At 42.4% G+C, this 22,504-nt stretch carries 19 protein-coding genes, 1 other RNA gene and 1 other annotated feature; of the genes, 18 read left to right on the top strand and 2 right to left on the bottom strand.

Features of this window, described 5'->3' with window-relative positions:
• Positions 1–12 precede the first annotated feature (12 nt).
• The 9 genes from ACZ47Z_RS10120 (at position 13) to ACZ47Z_RS10080 (ending at position 10,996) form a co-directional block, all read left to right on the top strand.
• Positions 13–2,502, top strand: coding sequence for a nitrogenase component 1 (locus ACZ47Z_RS10120; RefSeq protein ID WP_464525546.1), 2,490 nt, complete (start codon positions 13–15; stop codon positions 2,500–2,502).
• A gap of 16 nt (positions 2,503–2,518) precedes the next feature.
• Positions 2,519–4,900 carry a carbamoyltransferase HypF gene (gene hypF / locus ACZ47Z_RS10115; protein WP_464525545.1) on the top strand — a complete coding sequence of 794 codons (2,382 nt, stop codon included), beginning with the start codon at positions 2,519–2,521 and terminating at the stop codon, positions 4,898–4,900.
• A gap of 5 nt (positions 4,901–4,905) precedes the next feature.
• Positions 4,906–5,115, top strand: coding sequence for a HypC/HybG/HupF family hydrogenase formation chaperone (locus ACZ47Z_RS10110; RefSeq protein WP_015527775.1), 210 nt, complete (start codon positions 4,906–4,908; stop codon positions 5,113–5,115).
• 29 nt (positions 5,116–5,144) lie between these two features.
• Positions 5,145–6,230, top strand: a complete 1,086-nt coding sequence (hypD, locus tag ACZ47Z_RS10105) for a hydrogenase formation protein HypD (RefSeq protein ID WP_117497399.1) — start codon at positions 5,145–5,147, stop codon at positions 6,228–6,230.
• A gap of 51 nt (positions 6,231–6,281) precedes the next feature.
• Positions 6,282–7,301 carry a hydrogenase expression/formation protein HypE gene (gene hypE, locus ACZ47Z_RS10100; RefSeq protein ID WP_020436038.1) on the top strand — a complete coding sequence of 340 codons (1,020 nt, stop codon included), beginning with the start codon at positions 6,282–6,284 and terminating at the stop codon, positions 7,299–7,301.
• 184 nt (positions 7,302–7,485) lie between these two features.
• Complete coding sequence (locus ACZ47Z_RS10095; RefSeq protein ID WP_020436039.1) at positions 7,486–7,758, top strand: TM1266 family iron-only hydrogenase system putative regulator; 273 nt, start codon at positions 7,486–7,488, stop codon at positions 7,756–7,758.
• Entirely contained in the window at positions 7,751–8,527 is a 777-nt protein-coding gene (locus ACZ47Z_RS10090; RefSeq protein WP_020436040.1) for a nitrogenase iron protein NifH, read from the top strand. The genes ACZ47Z_RS10095 and ACZ47Z_RS10090 overlap by 8 nt, the downstream gene beginning before the upstream one ends.
• Complete coding sequence (locus ACZ47Z_RS10085; protein WP_227164972.1) at positions 8,520–9,881, top strand: nitrogenase component 1; 1,362 nt, start codon at positions 8,520–8,522, stop codon at positions 9,879–9,881. The genes ACZ47Z_RS10090 and ACZ47Z_RS10085 overlap by 8 nt, the downstream gene beginning before the upstream one ends.
• Positions 9,878–10,996, top strand: a complete 1,119-nt coding sequence (locus tag ACZ47Z_RS10080; protein ID WP_227164971.1) for a nitrogenase component 1 — start codon at positions 9,878–9,880, stop codon at positions 10,994–10,996. The genes ACZ47Z_RS10085 and ACZ47Z_RS10080 overlap by 4 nt, the downstream gene beginning before the upstream one ends.
• Before the next feature lie 23 nt (positions 10,997–11,019).
• On the opposite strand, the gene ACZ47Z_RS10075 is transcribed toward ACZ47Z_RS10080, so the two are convergent.
• Both ACZ47Z_RS10075 and ACZ47Z_RS10070 read right to left on the bottom strand, forming a co-directional pair.
• Positions 11,020–11,760, bottom strand: coding sequence for an ABC transporter permease (locus ACZ47Z_RS10075; RefSeq protein ID WP_373107512.1), 741 nt, complete (start codon positions 11,758–11,760; stop codon positions 11,020–11,022).
• Between the two features lie 40 nt (positions 11,761–11,800).
• Entirely contained in the window at positions 11,801–12,568 is a 768-nt protein-coding gene (locus ACZ47Z_RS10070) for an ABC transporter ATP-binding protein (RefSeq protein WP_055166857.1), read from the bottom strand.
• Positions 12,569–12,702: 134 nt separating this feature from the next.
• Here ACZ47Z_RS10070 and ACZ47Z_RS10065 point away from each other — a divergent pair, with 134 nt between their 5' ends.
• The 9 genes from ACZ47Z_RS10065 to ACZ47Z_RS10025 all read left to right on the top strand — a co-directional run bounded on the left by ACZ47Z_RS10065 (position 12,703) and on the right by ACZ47Z_RS10025 (position 21,979).
• Positions 12,703–13,341, top strand: a complete 639-nt coding sequence (locus tag ACZ47Z_RS10065; RefSeq protein WP_054753470.1) for an epoxyqueuosine reductase QueH — start codon at positions 12,703–12,705, stop codon at positions 13,339–13,341.
• A gap of 156 nt (positions 13,342–13,497) precedes the next feature.
• A complete protein-coding gene (gene argH / locus ACZ47Z_RS10060; protein ID WP_054753472.1) occupies positions 13,498–14,877 on the top strand; it encodes an argininosuccinate lyase in 1,380 nt (459 codons plus the stop codon).
• A gap of 115 nt (positions 14,878–14,992) precedes the next feature.
• A complete protein-coding gene (gene asd / locus ACZ47Z_RS10055) occupies positions 14,993–16,078 on the top strand; it encodes an aspartate-semialdehyde dehydrogenase (protein ID WP_020436046.1) in 1,086 nt (361 codons plus the stop codon).
• A gap of 133 nt (positions 16,079–16,211) precedes the next feature.
• Entirely contained in the window at positions 16,212–17,504 is a 1,293-nt protein-coding gene (locus ACZ47Z_RS10050) for a Na+/H+ antiporter NhaC family protein (protein WP_020436047.1), read from the top strand.
• Between the two features lie 136 nt (positions 17,505–17,640).
• Positions 17,641–19,128 (top strand): threonine synthase, encoded by a 1,488-nt coding sequence (gene thrC / locus ACZ47Z_RS10045; protein ID WP_020436048.1) that lies wholly within the window; start codon positions 17,641–17,643, stop codon positions 19,126–19,128.
• A gap of 3 nt (positions 19,129–19,131) precedes the next feature.
• Positions 19,132–19,479, top strand: a complete 348-nt coding sequence (locus ACZ47Z_RS10040; protein ID WP_055166861.1) for a hypothetical protein — start codon at positions 19,132–19,134, stop codon at positions 19,477–19,479.
• 200 nt (positions 19,480–19,679) lie between these two features.
• A non-coding RNA gene (gene ssrS / locus ACZ47Z_RS10035) (6S RNA) lies at positions 19,680–19,863 on the top strand.
• Positions 19,864–20,024: 161 nt separating this feature from the next.
• Positions 20,025–20,864, top strand: coding sequence for a YihY/virulence factor BrkB family protein (locus ACZ47Z_RS10030; protein WP_117825634.1), 840 nt, complete (start codon positions 20,025–20,027; stop codon positions 20,862–20,864).
• 326 nt (positions 20,865–21,190) lie between these two features.
• On the top strand, positions 21,191–21,979 hold the full coding sequence (locus tag ACZ47Z_RS10025) for a hypothetical protein (RefSeq protein ID WP_054753480.1): 789 nt from the start codon (positions 21,191–21,193) through the stop codon (positions 21,977–21,979).
• Between the two features lie 193 nt (positions 21,980–22,172).
• Positions 22,173–22,447, top strand: a binding site (T-box leader).
• Positions 22,448–22,504: the final 57 nt, after the last annotated feature.

The raw sequence follows: 22,504 nt of genomic DNA, 5'->3' as shown, positions 1-22,504 counted from the left end.
GAGGGAAAATATATGAAGAAAGCATATTTTTGTACAGCGGAAGAACTGGAACAAAGAGGAAAGGATAATCTTCCGAAACAGTTTCAGTCAGGGGAACATTTAATCTATAGTTCGCCGGCTACGCTTGCCTTTAACTCTCCAGGGGCAGAAGGGTTCGGAGTGAAAAGAGCAGGACTTGCAGTGCCGGGATCGATCATGCTGATCGTGGCACCGGGGTGCTGTGGAAGAAATACGTCCATGATCAGTTCAATGAAAGAATATAATAACCGTTTCTTTTACCTTTGCATGGATGAGACTGATATTGTAACAGGGCGTCATCTAAAGAAAATCCCGAAAGCAGTTGCATCAATCTGTGAAAGTCTTGAGAAGAAACCATCCGTTGTGATGATCTGTATTACCTGTGTGGATGCCCTTCTTGGAACAGATATGGAACGTGTCTGTAGAAAAGCGGAAGAAAAAGCCGGACTTCCGGTGCGTCCATGTTATATGTATGCATTGACACGAGAGGGACGAAAGCCACCAATGGTTCATGTGAGACAGTCTCTGTATTCACTTCTTGAACCAGGACATAAAAAAGGAAATGTAGTAAATCTGCTCGGATATTTTTCACCACTCGTAGATGACTGTGAATTATATACACTGCTTCAAGAGGCAGGTGTGAAAACGATTCATGAGATTTCGAGATGTGAAGATTTTGAAGAATATAAGAAAATGTCTGAGGCAAATTTTAATCTTGTTCTTCACCCGGAGGCACGATTTGCAGCAGAGGATTTTCATGACAGATTAAAGATTCCATTTATCGAACTGCGCAGACTTTATCAGATTGATAAAATTGGAAGCCAGTATCAGGCATTTGGCGCAGCACTTGGAATAGAATTTCATGCAGAGGAACAGAAAAAACAGGCACAGAAAGCAATTGAAAGTTTTCGTAAAGTCTGTCCGGACCCGGTATTTGCTGTTGGGGAATGTGCAAATGCGGATCCGTTTGAATTATCATTAGCATTGGTGAAATATGGATTTAAAGTAGCAGAAATCTACGGAACGATTACTGGGGAGAACTTTATTTATATCAGACAGTTGAAAAAGTTAAGTCCACAGACAAAGATTTTTTCCAATATGGAACCGACGATGCTCTACTATGATCCAACGGAAAGTGGCGTGACACTGACAATCGGAAAGGATGCCTGTTATTATCATCCGAACACAAAAGGAATCCATTGGAATGAGGAGAGACAGCCTTTCGGATATGCAGGCGTGAGAAGACTGTTTGAGGCGCTTGAACTGGCTGTGACAGAACTGGCAGAAGGTAATGTTTTGCAGAAACAGGTGGAAGTGATCGGTTCTAAATCACAAGAAGCAATTGCAGAACAGAGTCAAGAATCACTGTTCAAAGAGGAAGTGGACAAAAAAGAAGACGTTTATGTACGTGGCCTTTGGAAAGGACTGACTCCATTTGCACCGGATCAGTCAGGTGCAGCGTCCGTTTTCTATGAACTGGGAGGAATTCTTGTTATTTGTGATGCGGGAGGCTGTACAGGAAATGTATGCGGATTCGATGAACCGCGCTGGTTCGGGGAACGTAGTGCGATTTTCAGTGCGGGCTTGCGTGACATGGATGCAATCCTTGGAAGAGATGACAGGCTTGTTGCGAAACTTACGGATGCAGCAGAGAAGATTGATGCAAATTTTGCAGCGGTGATCGGCACTCCGGTTCCGGCTGTGATCGCAACGGATTATAGAGCATTGCAGAGAATGTGCGAGAAGAAGACAAATCTTCCGATTCTGACTGTAGATACGAACGGAATGGAACTGTATGATGTGGGAGAAGAGAAGGCATGGCTGACTTTATTCAAGACATTTGCAGGAAAAGATGTAGCATCACAGAAGGAAGCTTCAGAAGAAGACGATTCTTCTAAAAAGATGAAAATCGGAGTTCTCGGTCTGACGCCACATGATGTCAGTGACCTGAATATAGAAGAGAAGTTCCGGAAATCAGAAAATGAGAATACGCATTATATTTGCTATGGAATGAGAGCAGGTATTGATAAAGTAAAGACAGCAGGATCTGCAGATAAGAATCTGGTTGTAGCACCGGCGGCATTCGAGACAGCAAAATATCTGGAAAAAGAATTTGGCACACCGTATGAAGTGGGATATCCATTCGTAGATGAATTGATACCTGAACTTGGTTATGAAAGGAAAAAGATACTGATCATTCATCAGCAGGTGATTGCAAATGCCATCAGACAGGAAATTCGTACAAGAAGTGATGAACAGAATACAGAAGTTACGGTGGCAAGCTGGTTTATGATGAAATCCGAGCTCTCAGAAGAAGGAGATCTTTCACTGAAAGAAGAGATGGATTATTGTAAGCTTGTTCAAAATGGGAACTATGACATTGTCTTTGCAGATGAAAATATGAGAGGCCTGGTACCGGGATTCAAAGGAATATTTGTTAATATACGGCATTTTGCAGTCTCAGGAAAACTGCAGGAGTCATAACGGGAGGAAAAAGTCTATGGAGAAGGAGATAACGAAGAAAATCCGTGTCTATGGAATTGTACAGGGCGTAGGATTCCGTCCGACCGTCAGCCGACATGCAGATTCCTGTAAGATCAGAGGAAGTGTCAGTAATCGTGGACCTTATGTTGAAATTTTCGCACAGGGAAGCGAGACGGCAGTGAATCTGTTTATTGAGAAAGTTCGTACCTGTCCGCCAAAACGTGCCGCGATTCTTAAAGTTTCAGAAGAAATACTGGATACAAAGGAAAAATATCCGGACTTTTCTATCATAGAAAGCGAGAAGACAAAAGGAGAGATCTTTATTTCTCCGGATATTGCAATCTGTGAGGAATGTAAGGAAGAATTGTATGATTCCAAGGATCGCAGATACTTACATCCGTTTATTAATTGTACGTGTTGCGGTCCGCGGCTTACGATTCTGGATGCTCTTCCATATGACAGAGAGCGTACGAGTATGAAAGAATTTCCGATGTGTCCGGAATGTGAGGCAGAATATTACAATCCGGAAAGCAGAAGATACGATGCGCAGCCGGTTTGTTGTAATGCGTGCGGACCGGAAGTTTATTTGATCAAAACTTCTGATAGAACGATAGACATGAAAGGTTCTGATGCAATTACGGAAGCAAGAAGAGTGATTTCCGAAGGCGGAATCGTAGCAGTGAAGGGAATCGGAGGATTTCATCTTTGCTGCGATGCATCAAATGAGGCAGCAGTGGAACTGTTAAGAAAGAGAAAACGCCGCCCGGCGAAACCGTTTGCAGTGATGGCAAGAAATCTTGAGGTAGTGCAAAGTGTCTGTGAGTTGAGTAAGGAGCAGGAAGAAATTCTCACTGGACATCAGAAGCCGATTCTTCTTTTGGTGAGGAAAGAGATAGAAACGAAGCAGCTGTGTTCATCTGTCGCACCGGGCAATCCAAAAGTAGGAGTGATGCTTCCATATGCGCCGGTGCAGTTACTTCTATTTCAATATCCGGATGGAATCAAGATGCCGGACTTTCTCGTAATGACCAGTGGAAATGTATCCGGTGCGCCAATCTGCAGATCGGATGAGGAAGCACACGAAGAGCTTTCGGAATTTTGTGACTGCATCTTGTCTCACAATCGAAAAATTCGTGTGAGAGCAGATGATTCCGTGATGGATTTCTATAAAAACAGACCATATATGATTCGCAGATCAAGGGGATATGCGCCACTTCCGATCCAGACGTCAGGAAAATGGAAAGGACAGGTATTAGCTGTCGGCGGAGAATTGAAAAATACATTCTGTATCGGTGTGGATAGTAGATTTTATCCTTCGGCTTATGTGGGGGACTTAGAAGATTTAAGAACGGTAAATGCATTGAAAGAGACAATACAGCGGATGGAAACATTGTTAGAAGTGGAACCAAGCGTTGTCGTTTGCGATATGCATCCCAAATATAATTCGACGGTGGTTGCGGAAGAACTGGGACTTCCTGTTTTGAAAGCGCAGCATCATTATGCACACATCTTATCTTGTATGGCAGAGAATGACTGGATGGAACAGGTGATCGGAGTATCTTTTGACGGAACCGGCTATGGAACGGACGGAACCATATGGGGTGGAGAAATACTTCTGGCAGATCTTGACGGATTCCGGAGAATCGGAAGTATTGAACCATTTTTACAGGCTGGAGGCGACCTATCAGCAAAAGAAGGATGGCGTATCGCAGTTTCTTTAATCTGGCAAATATCTGAATCAAAAGATGAGGCGATGCAGATCATTCAGAAACTTGGTCTTTGCAAGGAAAAAGAAGCGAAAGTTCAGCTTGCGATGCTTGAGAGAAAGATCAATGCAGTAGAGTCAACCAGTGCAGGAAGATTATTTGATGGAATCAGTGCGATACTTGGAATTCGAAAGAAATCTTCTTTTGAAGGAGAAGCTTCCATGGCATTGGAATTCGCAGCAGAAGCTTATGAAAAAAGATCTGGTGAGAAGAAAATAAATGTCTTAGACGGGCAGAAGTGTTTAATTGAATCAGCAGACGACGGAAGAGAACTTCTTCTGACAAGTCGACTGGTGAGGGCAACAGTCGAAGTGGTTAGCAATATTGGCGAAAATGCAGTGGCAGAAGATACATTTGATCAGGACTTAATAGAAAAGGCAGCTTATGAATTTCATAAAGGACTTGCAGAGCAGATTGTCACAGCGTGTGTCCATGCTGCAGAGAAAACCGGATGCCGGACAGCAGCGCTTAGTGGCGGTGTATTTCAGAATGGATTACTGCTTCGTCTGACGGAAGATGGATTAATTGCAAATGGTTTTCATGTGCTGACACATCAGATGATTCCGCCGAATGACGGAGGAATTGCGCTTGGTCAGGCATTTTATGGAATGAATCATGAAAGAAAGGAATAGAAAATATGTGTGTAGGATTATCAGCTAAAGTGGTTCGCATCAGTGACGGAACTGCAGTGGTAGATGCAGGTGGTGCGAAAAGGGAAGTGTCTTCAGAGTTATTAGAAGATCTGGAGCCAGGCGATTACGTGATGGTGCACGCCGGAGTCGCAATTGCAAAGATCACAGAAGAAGATGACGAAGAGACCGATCAGCTTATGGAAGAACTGCTATAGAGCAGTGAACAATGGGGTGAAAAGAATAAATGATGATGCAGGATATAACAAAAAATCAAACATCTGAAAGAAATGAGAAACAAAGAAAAACAGCGAGGGAAATCATCGAGCAGTATGATGGCCCCCCGGTTCGCATTATGGAAGTGTGCGGAACACATACACATGAGATCTTTCGCCTTGGAATCCGCAAATTACTTCCAAAGCAGGTGGAACTGATCTCAGGACCGGGATGTCCGGTCTGTGTGACACCGGTTGGGTTTATTGATGAGGCAGTGTGGCTTGCACTTCAAGCAGGTGTGACAATCTGTACTTTTGGCGATCTTGTCCGTGTACCGGGAACAAAGATGAGTCTTGCGGGAGCGAGAGAAAAGGGCGCAAAGATCCAGATTGTTTATTCACCGGCAGATGCAGAAAAATATGCGAGGTTACATCCGGAGGAACAAGTCGTATTCCTGTCCGTTGGTTTTGAGACAACAACACCTTCTTCTTGCTTATCAGTAAAGAAAGCGAAAGAAGAACAACTAGAGAATTATTCTATCCTGACGGCAAATAAGACGATGCCGGGAGCTTATGAAGCATTAAAAGGAAGTGCAGATGTGTTTCTTTATCCGGGACATGTAAATGCAATTACCGGAACGGCATTGTGTGAATCTCTGACAAAGAAGGGAGTCAGTGGAGTTGTAGCAGGATTTACTGCGAAAGAACTGCTGACAGCATTGGCTGTTTCATTGAAACGCTACCAGGAAGGAAAACCATTTTTTGTAAACTGCTATCCAAGAGTAGTAACAGCAGAAGGAAGCAAAGAGGCACAGCGTCTTGTAGATGAACTGATGGAATCCTGCGACAGTGAATGGCGTGGTCTTGGAGTGATTCCAGATTCCGGAATGAAGCTTCGTAAAGAGTGGGAAATGTTTGATGCAAGAGTGAAATATCAGATTCCGGAAATGGAAGGAAGAGCAAATCCGGCTTGTCGTTGCGGAGATGTTTTACAGGGAAAATGTAAGCCATCAGATTGCAAAGTATTTGGAAAAGTCTGTACACCGCAGCATCCGGTAGGAGCATGCATGGTTTCAAATGAAGGTGCGTGTTCCGCTTATTTCATGTACGGAGTATAGAAGAAAATAGAAATGGTTACTGTGAACAGTGACGGAAAAAGAGGAAATAATATGAGCGAAAAAATAGAAAGCCAGACAGTTACAATGGCACACGGAGCAGGCGGAAAACAGACTTCAGAACTGATCGACAAAGTATTTGCAGCACATTTTGCAAATCCGGATCTGACAGCAGATGATGCAGCCGTATTAAATCCGCCGGTTGGGAAAATGGCAGTGTCAACAGATGGATTTATCGTATCTCCGGCATTTTTCCCGGGAGGAAATATTGGAAAACTGTCTATCTGCGGAACAGTAAATGACCTGGCCTGTATGGGGGCAAAACCATTATATCTGACTTGTGCATTTGTGATTGAAGAAGGATTCCCAATGGAGAAACTGGAGCAGATTGCGGAAGCAATGGCTAAAACAGCGAAAGAAGCAGGTGTTCGCATCGTATCAGGAGACACCAAGGTCGCCGGAAAAGGACAGGTAGACGGAGTCTTTATCACAACAACCGGAATGGGACAAATTGAAGATGGCGTACAGGTTGGCGGAGAGCTTGCGAAGCCAGGAGATGCAGTTATCGTAACCGGAGATATCGGCCGACATGGATGCACGATCCTTCTTGCGAGAGAAGATTTCGGAATCGAGGCAGATGTGAAGAGCGATTGCGCCCCACTTTGGAAGACGGTGGAGGCTGTTATGGACACGACACATGAACTTCATGTGATCCGTGATGCGACAAGAGGCGGTGTCGGAACTGTATTATACGAGATTGCAGGACAGAGCCAGGTTGGAGTACAGATTGATGCAGCAAAAATCCCGGTAGCTACCGAGGTGCAGGGAGTCTGTGGAATGCTTGGACTTGAACCACTTTATCTTGCCTGTGAAGGAACAATGGTGATCATTGCTCCGGCGGAACAGGCAGAAAAGATCGTAGAGACACTTCACCAGTGTCCATACTCTCAAAATGCAGCAATCATCGGAACAATCACAGAAGAAAACCCAGGCAAGGTAATACGCATGACAGAAATCGGAACCCAGTCCCTCCTCCCACAGCCAGGTGGAGAGTTGTTGCCTAGAATATGCTAAACCAGTTCCGAAATGCGGAGAAAGTTGTCTCTTCATGCGCTGCAAGCTAGCTTGCATAAGCAAGAAGAGACAACTTTCTCCATATGGCGAACGCCATACAGCGAAATGAAGCGTGAGCGGAATTGAGCTGTAGCATGAGGAACGGAAGAGAGCGATATAACAAAATGCGGAGAAAGGAATCGAAATGGATACAAGAGTAGCAGTAATCTCCATAATTGTGGAAAATCCGGAAGCGATCGTTACACTGAATGATCTTCTTCATGAAGCCGGAAATTATATTATCGGGCGTATGGGGATTCCATATAGGGAAAAAGGAATTAATATCATCAGTATTGCAATTGATGCACCGCAGGATATGATCAGCAGTCTTTCCGGAAAGATTGGAAGATTAAAAGGTGTGTCAGCGAAGACTGCCTATTCAAACATCATTACAAAAGCGGAGGCACAGAATGATTAAAATTGCAGTATATGGAAAAGGTGGAATCGGAAAATCAACAACAGTCTCCAATGTGGCAGCAGCACTGGCTGAGCAGGGATTAAAGGTTCTTCAGATTGGATGTGACCCAAAGGCAGATTCAACGATTCTGCTCCGACATGGGGAAGAGGTTCCGACCGTACTTCAGATGTATCAGGAAAAGAAACAGAACCTGAAACTGGAAGATATTGTGAAAATTGGATACAAAGGAATTGTCTGTGTAGAAGCAGGAGGCCCGACACCGGGACTTGGGTGCGCAGGACGCGGAATCATAACTGCACTGGAAAAACTAGAAGAGACAGGTGCATATGAGAAATACCAGCCGGATGTAGTGCTTTATGATGTGCTCGGAGACGTTGTCTGTGGTGGATTTTCTATGCCGATGCGAAATGGGTATGCAGACAAGATCTTTATTGTTACATCTGGAGAAAATATGGCGATTCACGCAGGTGCGAATATTGCTATGGCGGTAGAAAACTTTAAGAATCGCGGATATGCCACACTGGGAGGGCTGATCCTGAATCGAAGAAATGTCCTGCGTGAGGAGGAGAAAGTAGAAGAACTGGCGGAAGATTTTCATACAAGTATCGTAGGAACTTTGACAAGAAGTGATCTTGTTCAGCAGGCAGAAGAACAGAAAAAGACCGTTCTTGAAGCATTTCCGGAAAGTGAAATGGCAGAAGAATATCGTATACTTGCCAAAGCAATCCTGATGAAAGTGAGAGAAAAACAAGAGGTGTCAAATGCTTAGAAAAGTTGGAGAATCAGCCTGGCCGATCAGTGAGAAAGATGCGGTTGTCAGCATAAAAGACGCATCCTATCCAATTCCGTTCCCACAAGGGCTGGAATTTAATTCACCGGCACATGGCTGTTGGAATATCGTTCATACTGGAATGCTGATTCCGGAAGCACATCAGATTTATGTCTGTGCGGACAACTGTATGCGGGGCGTTGTGCTTACTGCAGCAGAGATGCATGCAGAAGACAGATTTTCCTTTGTGATCGTGGAAGAACAGAATCTGCTGAATGGAGACCTGGAAGATCTGACAATCGAAGGGACGGCAGATCTTATAAGAAAATTAAAGAAAATGCCGAAGGCGATTCTTTTGTTTACAGTCTGTATTCATCATTTTATCGGATGTGATCTGGAAAGAATTTACAGAGAATTGGAAGAACAATTCCCGGAAATCACATTTCTGAGATGCTATATGGATCCAATCATGCAGAAGCACGGACCGACACCGGATCAGAAACTCAGAAAAGCAATGTATGAGTCATTGGATTCAGAACCTGATAAAATGGATACAAAACAGATTTCTATTTTGGGAAGTGACTTTGCCTTAGATCAAAGTAGTGATCTGAAAGAATTGTTACCAAAAGCAGGTTATACAGTTAGGGAATTGCAGAGCTGCAGAACATGGGAAGAGTATAAAGAATTGGGAAATGCAGGAACATTTCTCTGTTGTTATCCATCTGGAAAATATGGGATAGAACTTTTGGCAAAACGACTGGACAGAACATTTCTTTATCTCCCACTGAGTTTTGATTATGAAGAAATCAAGAAGGAAGAAGAGATTTTGTGGAATACTTTAAAACCTGAAGACAATCAGGAACTGTTACCATGGATAGAAAAGAAAATTTCACTCTGTGAGGCGGCATTAGAACACACGAGGCAAGTGATCGGAAACACACCGATTGCAATCGACTATACATTCCATCCGCGTCCGCTTGGATTGGCGAAACTGTTACTGACACATGGGTTCAACGTAGAGACGGTGTATCTGGACAGTATAAGTCCAGAAGAAAAAGAAGCTTTTGCGTGGCTGAAAGAGAAGAAACCGGAGTTGGAACTTCGTTCAACAGTCCATGCGAAAATGCGTCTGCTACATGAGGAGCATGCAACGGATAAGATTCTGGCAATCGGCCAGAAGGCAGCATGGTTTACAGGAAGCCGATATTTTGTAAATCTTGTTCAGGGAGCAGGGTTACAGGGGTTTGACGGAATCCGCAGGACTGCCGAACTAATGGAAGAAGCATTTTCAGAAGAAAAAGATCCAAAAACGCTTATTGTAAAAAAAGGATGGGGGTGTACAAGCTGTATATGAGACAGGCATATCGAATTATACCGATTTATACCTCAGATGTATCCGGAGTCTGTTCTGCACTATATGAATTAGGTGGGATGGTTGTTATACATGATCCTTCCGGTTGTAATTCCACTTATAACACGCATGATGAAATCAGGTGGTACAATCAGGACAGTCTGATCTTTATTTCCGGATTAACAGAGATTGATGCAGTGATGGGGAATGATGAAAAATTCTTATCTGATATCAAAGAAGCGGCAGGTGAATTACATCCGAAATTTATTGCTCTTGTAAGTTCACCGATTCCATTTATGAATGGAACAGATTTTCCGGCTTTGGCGAAAGTGCTTGAGACAGAGACGGGGATTCCGGCCTTCGCAGTGCCAACGAATGGAATGCATGATTATGTGTATGGTGCAGGAAAGGCACTGGAGGAAATTGCGAGAAGATTTGTTCCGGAGCAAATGGAAGACAGAAATGGTTCAGAACGTACAGTAAATCTGCTTGGAGCAACACCTCTCGATTTTGGTCCGATTTCAAAAGTAGAAGAACTAAAAAAGAATCTTGAGCAGTATGAGTGGAAGGTGATTTCCACATGGGCGATGGAAGATTCTTTGGAAGATCTGGCACAGGCAGGAAAAGCGGAGATGAATCTTGTGATATCCTCTGTCGGGCTTAGGGCAGCGAAGATGCTGAAAGAAAAATATGGAACGCCTTATGTGATTGGAACACCTTATAAAGAATATGCGGAGAGAATCAGTGAAGCTTTGGAAAAACGCATCCAGATTCCCGCTATAGAAGATCGGAGAAGAGAGAATTTACAAGGAACTGGTAACTCTGAAAAAATAATTACGTTGATCGGAGAACCGGTTACAATTGGATCTCTTGCTGCAATTATCGAAAGAAGATACCATTATAAAACAAGGATACTCTGTCCCTTAGAGAATGCAGAAGGATTGCTGGGAGAGCATGATCTGAAGATATGCGGTGAAGAAGAGATGGAAAACGCCCTGAAAAACGCTCAAATCGTAGTAGCAGATCCATTGTATCGCCCAATCTGCCCGGTTGAGTGCGAGTTTTATGAGAGAGCGCACATAGCATTTTCAGGGAGAATGTTTCTAAAAAATAAATAAGTAGGGATGACAGATTGATACTGTCACCCCGTCTTTTTCAGATACCACTTTTCTATCAGACCGATTATCGCATACAACAGCACTGCAATGATACATAGAATGCAGATACTCATCAGAAGCCAGTCAAGTTTAAATACCTGGCTGGAATAGATGATCAGGTATCCAAGTCCGCTTCTTGCGGCTAGAAATTCACCGATGATAACTCCGACAAGACAAAGTCCAATATTGACTTTCATATTACTGATGATTGCCGGAATGGAACCAGGAAGAACCACCTTGGTCAGCGCATGCCTGCGTTTTCCATGTAGTGTGTAGATCAGACGAATTTTTTCCTGGTCGATCGTAGAAAAACTGGTGTAGAGGTTCAGGATACTTCCGAAAATTGCAACGGACATTCCGGCAACAACAATGGTTGTGGTATTGGCACCCAGCCAGACAATAAGTAAGGGCGCCAGGGCAGATTTTGGCAGGCTATTCAGGACAACCATGTAAGGGTCAAGAATTTCGGAGAGTCCATGGAAACACCAGAGGAGGATTGCAATCAGAATGCTGGTAAGTGTGACCAGAAGAAAGCTGACAAGCGTCTCATACAAGGTGATTCCAATATGGTGAAAGACAGAACCATCCTCTGTCATTTTCAGAAAACAGGTTACGATACGGGAAGGGCTGCTGAAGATAAAGGAATCAACAACTCCGGTATCGGCACAGATTTCCCATTGTAACAGGAATAAGAAAAGAATCAGAATCCGCAGAAAAACGACCATCCGTCGGCGTCTGCGGATTTTTTTGAGAAAACGAAGATGCTCAGTTGTCATGGTTTAGCTCCTTCCAGATTTGATTAAAGTAGTGTTTGAATTCAGGTGCATTCCGCCGATTTAAAGGTGTGTCTTGTTCTAATTTAAAGAAAATCGGAATTTCGCAACGGACATTGGCAGGACGGTTGGTGAGGACAATGACCCGGTCGGAAAGGCTGATTGCTTCCGATAGATCATGAGTGACAAGAAGTGCAGTCTTTCCACTCTGTCGGATAATCTGGCCGATGTCGTCGCTGACGGTGAGCCTGGTCTGATAATCCAGAGCGGAAAAGGGCTCATCAAGCAGTAAGAGTTGCGGATCAGGCAGCAGAGTCCGAATCAGGGCGGCACGCTGGCGCATTCCTCCGGAAAGCTGGGAGGGACGTGCAGAAGCAAATTGTTTTAAACCATATTGTTCGAGAAGCTCATACGCACGTTTTTTGGTTGCAGTATTCAGTGTGCCGCAGATTTCCGGACCGAGGGTGACATTCCGGTAAATACTGCGCCAGTCCAGTAAATGATCGTGTTGGAGCATATAGCCAATCAGGGGAGAATTTTCCTTGAGAGGGATACCATTTAACAGGATTTCTCCTGCATCTGGCTTCATCAATCCACAGATCAGGGAGAGAAGTGTAGATTTGCCACATCCGGAAGGACCGACAACTGCTGTGAAGGTTCCAGGTTGCACGGAAAAGGAAAGATCAGATAAAGCCCTTGTTTCTGCGTCCAATGTGTGATAAGAATAATATATGTTATGAAGTTCCAGAAGAGAATTCATTGAAGACTCCATTTCAGTAGTAGTTAATGTTATGATATGTAAAAATAATCCTGAGAGTGAATCAATGAACATGTCAGGCGTTTTAGAAAAAAGGAATGATTGATCTGGAACAAAGATACAGGAGAATGATGAAAATGAACTTACAGAAAATAAACTATCAGAAAGAACTGGAGAAGCTTCTGACAAGACTGGAAAAGGAAGAAAAAGTACCAACTCTTTTATTACATAGTTGCTGCGCACCGTGCAGTAGTTATGTATTAGAGTATTTATCACAGTATTTTAAAATCACTGTCTTCTATTATAATCCAAATATTTATCCGGAAAGTGAATACACAAAGCGTATCCTGGAACAACAGAAATTGATTGAAGAGATGCATTTCCGGTATCCGGTATCATTTTTAGCCGGTAAATATGACCGCGACCGGTTCTATGAGATGGCAAAAGGGCTGGAAGAAGTGAGAGAGGGCGGTTCCAGATGCATGGGATGCTATGAACTTCGTCTGAAGGAATCCGCAGAAATTGCAGTAGCCGGAGGATTCGACTATTTTACAACAACACTTAGTATAAGTCCGATGAAGAATGCACAGAAGTTGAATGAAATCGGACAACGTGTCGGTGAAGAATATGGTGTACAGTATCTGCTTTCTGATTTCAAGAAGAAGAATGGATATAAGAGATCCATCGAATTGTCTGGAATCTATGGTCTTTACCGTCAGGATTATTGTGGATGTGAGTTCTCCTATAAAGCACGTCAGGCAGAAAAATGTGTGTGAAATGACGGAAGAAGTGATTAAAATAGCAGAAAATAAGAAAAAATCTACAGAATTCGTCGAAATCAGGTATATTTTGCAAGTTTGTAGTAGACATTTGACACTTTAGTGTGATAAACTAATGGGCAAATACGATATAATAGAAAAGGGGAAAGACAGATGGCACAGTTATGGGGCGGTCGTTTTACAAAAGAGACAGATCAGCTGGTTTATAATTTTAACGCATCCATCTCTTTCGACAAGAGATTCTATGAGCAGGATATCCGAGGAAGTATTGCACATGTGACAATGCTTGCAAAGCAGGGAATTCTGACTGAGGATGAGAAGAAGCAGATCATTGACGGACTGAACGGAATCCGTGAGGATGTGGAAAACGGAACACTTGAGATTACAGATAAATATGAAGATATTCACAGCTTTGTTGAGGCAAACCTGATCGACCGGATCGGGGATGCAGGAAAGAAGCTGCATACAGGAAGAAGCAGAAACGACCAGGTTGCACTGGATATGAGACTTTATACAAGAGATGAGATTATTGAGCTTGACGTACTCTTGAAAGAGATTCTGGAAGTTCTTCTGAAACTGATGAAAGAGAATGTCGAAACTTACATGCCGGGATTTACACATCTTCAGAAAGCACAGCCGATCACTCTTGCACATCATATGGGAGCTTATTTCGAGATGTTCAAGCGTGACAGATCCAGAATGAAAGACATTTATAAGAGAATGAATTACTGTCCGTTGGGAGCCGGAGCGCTTGCCGGAACAACTTATCCGCTTGACAGAGAGTACACAGCAGAGCTTCTGGATTTTGCAGGACCGACACTGAACAGTATGGATTCTGTATCTGACAGAGATTATCTGATCGAGCTTTTGTCAGCAATGTCAACTGTGATGATGCATCTGAGCAGATTCTCGGAGGAAGTAATCATCTGGAATTCCAACGAATATCAGTTTGTGGATATTGATGACGCTTACAGTACAGGAAGCAGTATCATGCCACAGAAAAAGAACCCGGATATTGCAGAGCTTGTCCGTGGTAAGACAGGAAGAGTTTACGGAGCATTGACCTCTCTTCTGACAACGATGAAGGGAATTCCGCTTGCTTATAACAAAGACATGCAGGAAGACAAAGAACTCGTATTTGACGCAATTGATACAACAAAAGGATGTCTGGCGCTCTTTACAGGAATGCTTAAGACAATGAAGTTTAACGATGCACGCATGGAAGAGAGTGCGAAGCATGGATTTACCAATGCGACAGATGCAGCAGATTATCTGGTGAATCATGGAGTTCCGTTCCGCGATGCACATGGAATCGTTGGACAACTCGTACTGTACTGCATTGAGCATAAGAAAGCACTGGATGATATGACAATGGAAGAATTCAAAGCCATCTCACCGGTGTTTGAAGAAGATATTTATGATGCGATCAGCATGAAAACCTGTGTAGAGATGAGAAATACGATCGGTGCACCGGGAAAAGCGGCAATGGAGAAAGTGATCGCAATCGAAGAAGCTTATCTTGTGACAGAGTAATGAATCATTACAGCGAGCAAAAATAACTGAATGTTTTCTTTCATTATATAATGGGAATTGAAAAAGAACGTTTGGATAGAAAATAGAAAATAAGAAGAAAAGGGAGAAGAAAACAATGGAGCAGAAATTAAAAGTAGGTATCCTTGGAGCAACAGGTATGGTAGGACAGAGATTTATTTCTCTGCTTGAGAATCATCCATGGTTTGAAGTTGTAACAGTAGCAGCAAGCCCGCGTTCCGCAGGTAAGACATATGAAGAAGCAGTAGGTGACCGTTGGAAAATGGATACACCGATGCCGGAAGCAGTTAAGAAGCTGGTAGTCCTGAATGTAAATGATGTAGAGCATGTAGCATCTACAGTTGATTTTGTATTCAGTGCAGTGGATATGTCTAAAGACGAGATCAAAGCAATTGAAGAAGCATATGCGAAGACAGAGACACCGGTTGTATCTAACAACAGTGCACACCGCTGGACACCGGATGTACCGATGGTAGTACCGGAGATCAATGCAGATCATTTTGAAGTGATCAAAGATCAGAAGAAACGTCTTGGAACAACACGCGGATTCATTGCAGTAAAACCAAACTGCTCAATCCAGAGCTATGCACCTTGCCTTGCAGCATGGAAAGAGTTCGGACCAAAAGAACTGGTTGTTACAACATACCAGGCAATCTCCGGAGCAGGTAAGACATTCAAAGACTGGCCGGAAATGGTTGGAAATATTATCCCATTCATTGGTGGAGAAGAAGAGAAGAGCGAGCAGGAGCCGCTTCGTGTACTTGGTAAAGTAGAGAACGGACAGATCGTGAAAGCAGAGCTTCCGAAGATCACATGCCAGTGCGTGCGTGTACCGGTTCTGAACGGACATACAGCAGCAGTATTCATCAACTTCGAGAAGAAGCCTACAAAAGAGCAGCTGATCGAGAAGCTTGTAGCATTCAAGGGATTCCCACAGGAAGCAGAACTTCCGAGTGCTCCGAAGCAGTTTATCCAGTACCTTGAAGAGGACAACCGTCCACAGGTAACAGAGGATGTGAACTACGAGCGTGGAATGGGCGTATCTATCGGACGTCTGAGAGAAGATACAATGTTCGATTACAAGTTTATCGGACTGTCCCATAACACAGTAAGAGGTGCAGCAGGTGGAGCAGTTCTCTGTGCAGAGGCATTGACAGCAAAAGGATATATTGCAGCAAAATAAGAAAATAGAAAAAGGCAGTGGCAGTACAAAAATAGTCACTGCCTTTTATACGTATACAAATCGGGAAGGCAGCTGCCAGTCCGATGAAAGAAAATGGGGATAAAAATAAAAATGGTATGAGCAGGAGGATTTTATGGAGAAGGAGAAAAAAGGAAGAGCGATTGCACTACTTCCAATAGGAGTGTTTTTGATCATTTTTCTCGGTGCGGGAATTGTGTTCAAAGATTTTTATGCGATGCCGGCGATCGTTGCGTTTTTGATTGCATTGTTTGTTGCATTTTTGCAGAATAAAGAATTGAGTTTTAACAAGAAGATTGAAGTGATTGCCAAAGGTGTTGGTGAGGAAAACATCATTACGATGAGCCTGATCTTTCTCTGCGCCGGAGGTTTTTCAGGTGCAGTTACTGCAGCAGGTGGGGTAGACAGTACAGTCAATTTAGGATTGTCATTGATCCCGGCACATTTTGCAGTTGCAGGTCTGTTTCTGATCGGATGTTTTATTTCGGTCTCTATGGGGACTTCCATGGGAACGATTGCAGCACTTGCACCGATCGCAGTTGGAATCAGTGAAAAGACAGGATTTGCACTTAGTATCTGCATCGGAGCAGTTGTGTGTGGAGCTATGTTTGGAGATAACCTTTCTATGATCTCTGATACAACAATTGCAGCAGTTAAGACACAGGGATGTGAAATGAAAGACAAGTTTAAGGCAAACTTTTTCATCGTTCTTCCGGCAGCGATTATTACAGTATTAATCTTCTGGTTTGTAACAAGAAATATGAATTTCCATTTGGAGGAAAACTTAAGTTACAGCCTTTGGGAAGTTCTTCCGTATATGGTTGTTCTTCTTGGAGCACTTATCGGAATCAATGTATTTGTTGTTTTGATCAGCGGAATTGTGATCTCCCTGATCGTAGGTGTAAGCATGGGACATATTGCACTTTCTGAAATGTTCCAGGTTGTTGGAAATGGTGTGACATCAATGTATGACATCACAGTTATTTCTATCATCGTAGCATGTATCGTATCACTTGTGAAAGAGCATGGTGGAATCCAGTTCATTCTGAATCTGATCAAGAGCAAGATCAATGGAAGAAGAGGAGCAGAATTCGGAATCGCACTTCTTGCCCTTTTTGTTGATGCATGTACAGCAAATAATACGGTTGCCATTGTTATGACAGGACCGATCGCAAAAGAAATCAGTGAAGAGTTTGATGTAGATCCGAGAAGATCAGCCTCACTTCTGGATATGTTTACATCTGTAGGCCAGGGTATCATTCCATACGGAGCACAGCTTCTGTCAGCAGCAACACTGACTGGATTGACACCGCTTCAGATTATTCCGAATCTGTATTATCCGCTTCTTATGGGAGTATGCGGAGTTTTGGCAATCATCTTCCGGCCACAGAGTAAAAAACTACAGTAAAGTAAAGTGGTAACTTAAAAAAGCAAAAATAATATATTTTCTTGTGGTATAAGAAAAGTTGTGTTATACTTGCAGACAAGAGTGATTTTCACTGGAAACTAAAAGTAAGAAATCAAGATAAAAGAGGGATGTAAGGATGAATCTATTATACAAAAGCACCAGAAATTCAGACAAGACTGTTACAGCTTCACAGGCCATCTTAAAGGGACTGGCTGATGATGGAGGACTGTTTGTTCCTGTATCCGTTCCGAAGCTGGATGTAACAATGGATGAACTTAAAGACATGTCATATCAGGAGACAGCTTATGCAGTTATGAAACAGTTCTTTACAGATTTTACAGAAGAAGAACTGAAACACTGCATCAACAGTGCTTATGATTCAAAGTTTGATACAGAAGTGATCGCACCACTTGTGAAGGTGGGAGATACTTATCATCTGGAACTGTTCCACGGAGCAACGATCGCATTTAAAGATATGGCACTTTCTATCCTGCCGCATCTGATGATCACTTCCGCAAGAAAGAACCAGGTGAAAAATGATATCGTGATCCTGACAGCAACTTCCGGAGATACAGGTAAGGCTGCACTTGCAGGTTTTGCAGATGTTCCGGGAACAAAGATCATCGTGTTCTATCCAAAGGGAGGCGTAAGCCACGTTCAGGAATTACAGATGGTGACACAGAAGGGAGAGAATACTTCTGTTGTAGCAATCCATGGTAACTTTGATAACGCACAGAGCGGTGTGAAGGCAATCTTTGAAGACAAAGAGCTGGCAGCAGAATTAGATGCGAAGGGATATCAGTTCTCATCAGCAAACTCCATCAATATCGGACGTCTTGTACCGCAGGTTGTTTATTATGTATATGCTTATGCAAAGCTGCTTGAGAATGAAGAGATCCAGGCAGGCGAGGAGATCAATGTTACAGTTCCGACAGGAAACTTTGGAAATATCCTTGCTGCATATTATGCAAAACAGATGGGCGTGCCGATCGCAAAACTGATCTGTGCTTCCAATGATAACAAGGTTCTCTTTGATTTCTTCCAGACAGGTGTCTATGACAGAAACAGAGAATTTATCTTGACATCTTCACCGTCCATGGACATTCTGATCTCAAGCAACCTGGAGCGTCTGATCTACACAATCGCAGGACAGGATGCACAGAAGGATGTAGAGCTCATGACACAGCTGAAAGAAAAAGGTGTGTATGAGATCACAGCTGAGATGAAGGAAGGTCTGAAAGACTTTGTCGGAGGATTTGCGACAGAAGAAGAAGTGAAAGAGACGATCCATGACACATATCAGAAGACAGGATATGTGATGGATACTCATACAGCAGTTGCAGCACATGTGTGTGCACAGTATCGTAAAGATACAAAGGACGAGAAGAAATGTCTGGTTGCTTCCACAGCAAGTCCGTACAAGTTCGTACGCAACGTTATGACAGCAATTGATCCGAAGTATGATGAGATGGAAGACTTTGCACTGATTGATGAGCTTGAAAAAGTATCTGGCTTCCCGATTCCAAATGCGATCAAAGAAATCCGTGATGCAGAGGTTCGTCATACAACAGAGTGTGATGCAGATCAGATGAAAGAGACAGTAAAAAATATTCTTGGGGTGTAAAAAATGGATAACAGCATGTGGGGATTTATAGGTATTTTTGTTCTATGTTGTGGAATTTACGCATTGTATTCCTTTGTTATAATGAAAGTAAAGGGCGAGATCAATGCATCAATTCTCCTGGGAAAAGATTATACTTATAAAAAATGTAAGGATAAAGAGGCTTATATAGCAAAAACAGCTCCGGCACTTTTTGCCTTTGGACTGGTATCTGTGATCTATGGAGTGATCGATGTGATTCACTGTTATGTTCATACAATGACAATAGTAGATACAGTTGCAATGATTATTTTCCTTATTGTATTGATCTGGTTCGGTGTTTATACAAGAAATCTCAGAAACAGATATTATTAAAAATGTCAGTTCCGTTTCTTTTGGCTGACAGAAACTATGAGAAACACGCTCCGCGAGTTTCTCAAGTTATCGCGGCAGTCGCCAAGGTCTCGTGCAAGCACGGACTTTGGCTCGTTGCTCGCGTAAATGCAAAAATCCACATATTTACAGTTGTAAAAATGATGTGGATAGAGTATAATAGCAATAGGTTAAGAAAGAAGAAAAACCTGAAATGTGCGAGAACCCTGATATTTTGAACCTACATTATTTAAAAAGGGATTCCGATAAGACTGAGTAATATGCCAGGCCTCCGTTTTTGCAGTGGACGGCAGAAAAGCAGGATGAGGTTGCCCACCTAGCCGTGGCTAGGACTCAAAATACAGGGAACGGCATTTTGGGGATTAGACAAAAGATAAAGTTAAGGGACAGCTGAAGAGATTCGGCTGTCTTTCTTTTTTGCTTGAATATTGAGAATAGTTATGGTATTATCCATGAAGTAACAATTTCGTGACGGCTGAGAAGAAACATAAGCCGTTCTGAGTATTTAACTTGGGGAGTTAAAGAAAATGGAGAAATTTAATAAGATAAAAGAGCGCGGATTGCGAATTGCAGCTACCGTGAGTTCGCATCACACGGGAGCTTTCGCAGCACAGGCGGCATATTTCTTTGTGCTTTCATTGATTCCTATCTTTATGTTGCTTTTAACAATGGTACAATTTACACCAGTGACGAAAGCGGATGTGATGGAGGCTGTACTTCCGGTATTTCCATCCACAGTCAGCCCGATGATTGAAAGTATTGTGAATCAGGTATATATGACATCTAGTTCAATCATCCCTGTGACAATTTTAGTTGCATTGTGGTCAGCTGGAAAGGGTGTACTTTCAGTAACCTATGGATTGAACTGCATTTATGAAAATACAGAGACAAGAAATTATTTTTATCTGCGTGCAAGAGCATGCCTTTATACATTTTTGTTCCTTGTGGCAATCATGCTTTCACTGGTACTTTCCGTATTCGGTAACAGTATCAGTGTGATCGTTTATGAACATGCACCATTTTTAAGCAAGGTGATTCACAAGGTTGTTCAGCTGCGTATTTATTTTACGCTTCCGTTGTTGACATTTTTCTGGGATTTGGTATATAAGTTCCTTCCGAACCGTGGAGCAGCAGGGAAGACTACACTTCGGAAACAGTTGCCGGGAGCGTTCTTTACTGCCTGCGGGTGGATGGCACTTTCCTTTATCTTTTCCATCTATTTGGATATTTTTAAAGGATTTACTAATATGTATGGTAGTTTTACAACAATCATTCTTGTTATGTTGTGGTTATATACGTGTATGTATATTATTCTGCTTGGGGGAGAAATCAATGCAATTTTAGAAGGGGTTAAAAGCAGAAAATAAGAAAAACACAAAAAGTACACAAATAATTGACAGAAGAATACTTAAGGCGTATACTACAAGCGTATGAATATGCCGCAATGTAAAGATTGGGTAGATAATAGACAGAATTGATGTTATTAGCGGTATAGCCTCTCAGATACAAGATGGAAGTCAGAAGTCTTTTGATGTAATGAGTGTCTCTATATATTATATCGAAAGATTTTTGAAATAGTAAAAATTGTTTTTTATAATTAAAATGGTTTTTGCGATAATTTATAAGAAGGGGGGTTAGAAGTCATACAAAAGAGACTTATACTCATAATTAAGAAAGGAAGGAAAGATTTGTTATGAAAAAGAGTATGAGAAAACTCCTTATTTCAAGCCTTACATTAGCGATGTTACTGGTTAATTCGCTGAATGTTTTTGCTGCTGAAACAAGTGAGGATCAGACGACAAATGTTGACGTACCGCTTGGAGTGACATCTGAACATACAATGGATGTAGAGTCTATTCCGGCAGAAACAGCAGAGGCCGTTTTGAATGTGACATTTGCAACAGTAAAAGGTGAGTATGTTGGAAGCACAACAGTAAAAGAGTCAGCTGCAGAAGGCGAGGGTCTATTAAAGACATTTGAACTTGGAACAGATTTCCAGCTGCCAGAAGGATATCAGCTCGTATCATGTGTACCACAGATGACAAAGATTAAAGTAGCTTATGGCACACTGCGTGTACGCATTATGATCGTAGAAAAGATTCCGACTGTAGATCCAGAACCAACTCCAGATCCAGAGCCAACTCCAGATCCGGAGCCAACTCCAGATCCAGAGCCAACTCCAGATCCAGAGCCGACTCCGACTCCAGATCCAGAACCAGCTCCAGATCCAGAGCCGACTCCAACTCCAGATCCAACTACACCTGTAAATCCTACTCCGGTAAAACCAGCTGTAGAAAAGGATAATAACAAAACAAATGACAACACAAACAAGAAAGTAGATACAGCAGATAAGAAAACAACAAAGACAGAAGCTCCTAAGACAGGAGATACAGCTAATATCGCAATGAATGTTTTTGTAATGGCTATTTGTGGTGCTGCAATTGTTACTGTTATTTTCAGAAAGAGATTTACACGTAGATAATAAGAATTGTCTTGATTTAAATTAAGATAATACATAATTGCCAGAAGCGTCTAAACAGATGCTTTTGGCAATTTTCTTTTTATCAAACAAAAATTGTACACTATAATAGGAGCTCATTTAGACTTGACAAAAAGAAATGCTGTGTTAAAATAGACTGGTAAATTCACTTAGAATATAAAAAGTTTATTAGATTTGAAAAGCGAAGATCGTGCACAGTAGAGACCTGTTTTCTTGCAGAGAGAGAGAATCATCGGCTGAAAGTTCTCTTAAGTTCAGATAGCGATTGAAATTCACACGTGAGCTGCATTTTTGAAAGGAAGCATCTAAGGGACAGTCAGGAGAACGGATATGTCCGGATGTGAAAAGTAGAGAATGTCGTATGTTGTACGTTACACAACTTAGAGTGCCTGTAGATCAGACTGCAGGAATCAGGGTGGTACCGCGAGTGATTCAGACCTCGTCCCTTTTGGGATGAGGTCTTTCTTTATGAAAATATTCATCCCTGATAAGTGAGTTAAGAAAGGA

Source organism: Mediterraneibacter faecis, assembly GCF_055383675.1.
The sequence above is the reverse complement of the archived record's forward strand: the minus strand, read 5'-3'. Positions and strand labels throughout refer to the sequence as shown.

Excerpts from the sequence above, each read along its gene's own strand:
- ACZ47Z_RS10120 (WP_464525546.1), top strand. The coding sequence starts at position 13 with ATGAAGAAAGCATATTTTTGTACAGCGGAAGAACTGGAACAAAGAGGA.
- hypF (WP_464525545.1), top strand. The coding sequence starts at position 2,519 with ATGGAGAAGGAGATAACGAAGAAAATCCGTGTCTATGGAATTGTACAG.
- ACZ47Z_RS10110 (WP_015527775.1), top strand. The coding sequence starts at position 4,906 with ATGTGTGTAGGATTATCAGCTAAAGTGGTTCGCATCAGTGACGGAACT.
- hypD (WP_117497399.1), top strand. The coding sequence starts at position 5,145 with ATGATGATGCAGGATATAACAAAAAATCAAACATCTGAAAGAAATGAG.
- hypE (WP_020436038.1), top strand. The coding sequence starts at position 6,282 with ATGAGCGAAAAAATAGAAAGCCAGACAGTTACAATGGCACACGGAGCA.
- ACZ47Z_RS10095 (WP_020436039.1), top strand. The coding sequence starts at position 7,486 with ATGGATACAAGAGTAGCAGTAATCTCCATAATTGTGGAAAATCCGGAA.
- ACZ47Z_RS10090 (WP_020436040.1), top strand. The coding sequence starts at position 7,751 with ATGATTAAAATTGCAGTATATGGAAAAGGTGGAATCGGAAAATCAACA.
- ACZ47Z_RS10085 (WP_227164972.1), top strand. The coding sequence starts at position 8,520 with ATGCTTAGAAAAGTTGGAGAATCAGCCTGGCCGATCAGTGAGAAAGAT.
- ACZ47Z_RS10080 (WP_227164971.1), top strand. The coding sequence starts at position 9,878 with ATGAGACAGGCATATCGAATTATACCGATTTATACCTCAGATGTATCC.
- ACZ47Z_RS10075 (WP_373107512.1), bottom strand. The coding sequence starts at position 11,760 with ATGGTCGTTTTTCTGCGGATTCTGATTCTTTTCTTATTCCTGTTACAA.
- ACZ47Z_RS10070 (WP_055166857.1), bottom strand. The coding sequence starts at position 12,568 with ATGAATTCTCTTCTGGAACTTCATAACATATATTATTCTTATCACACA.
- ACZ47Z_RS10065 (WP_054753470.1), top strand. The coding sequence starts at position 12,703 with ATGAACTTACAGAAAATAAACTATCAGAAAGAACTGGAGAAGCTTCTG.
- argH (WP_054753472.1), top strand. The coding sequence starts at position 13,498 with ATGGCACAGTTATGGGGCGGTCGTTTTACAAAAGAGACAGATCAGCTG.
- asd (WP_020436046.1), top strand. The coding sequence starts at position 14,993 with ATGGAGCAGAAATTAAAAGTAGGTATCCTTGGAGCAACAGGTATGGTA.
- ACZ47Z_RS10050 (WP_020436047.1), top strand. The coding sequence starts at position 16,212 with ATGGAGAAGGAGAAAAAAGGAAGAGCGATTGCACTACTTCCAATAGGA.
- thrC (WP_020436048.1), top strand. The coding sequence starts at position 17,641 with ATGAATCTATTATACAAAAGCACCAGAAATTCAGACAAGACTGTTACA.
- ACZ47Z_RS10040 (WP_055166861.1), top strand. The coding sequence starts at position 19,132 with ATGGATAACAGCATGTGGGGATTTATAGGTATTTTTGTTCTATGTTGT.
- ACZ47Z_RS10030 (WP_117825634.1), top strand. The coding sequence starts at position 20,025 with ATGGAGAAATTTAATAAGATAAAAGAGCGCGGATTGCGAATTGCAGCT.
- ACZ47Z_RS10025 (WP_054753480.1), top strand. The coding sequence starts at position 21,191 with ATGAAAAAGAGTATGAGAAAACTCCTTATTTCAAGCCTTACATTAGCG.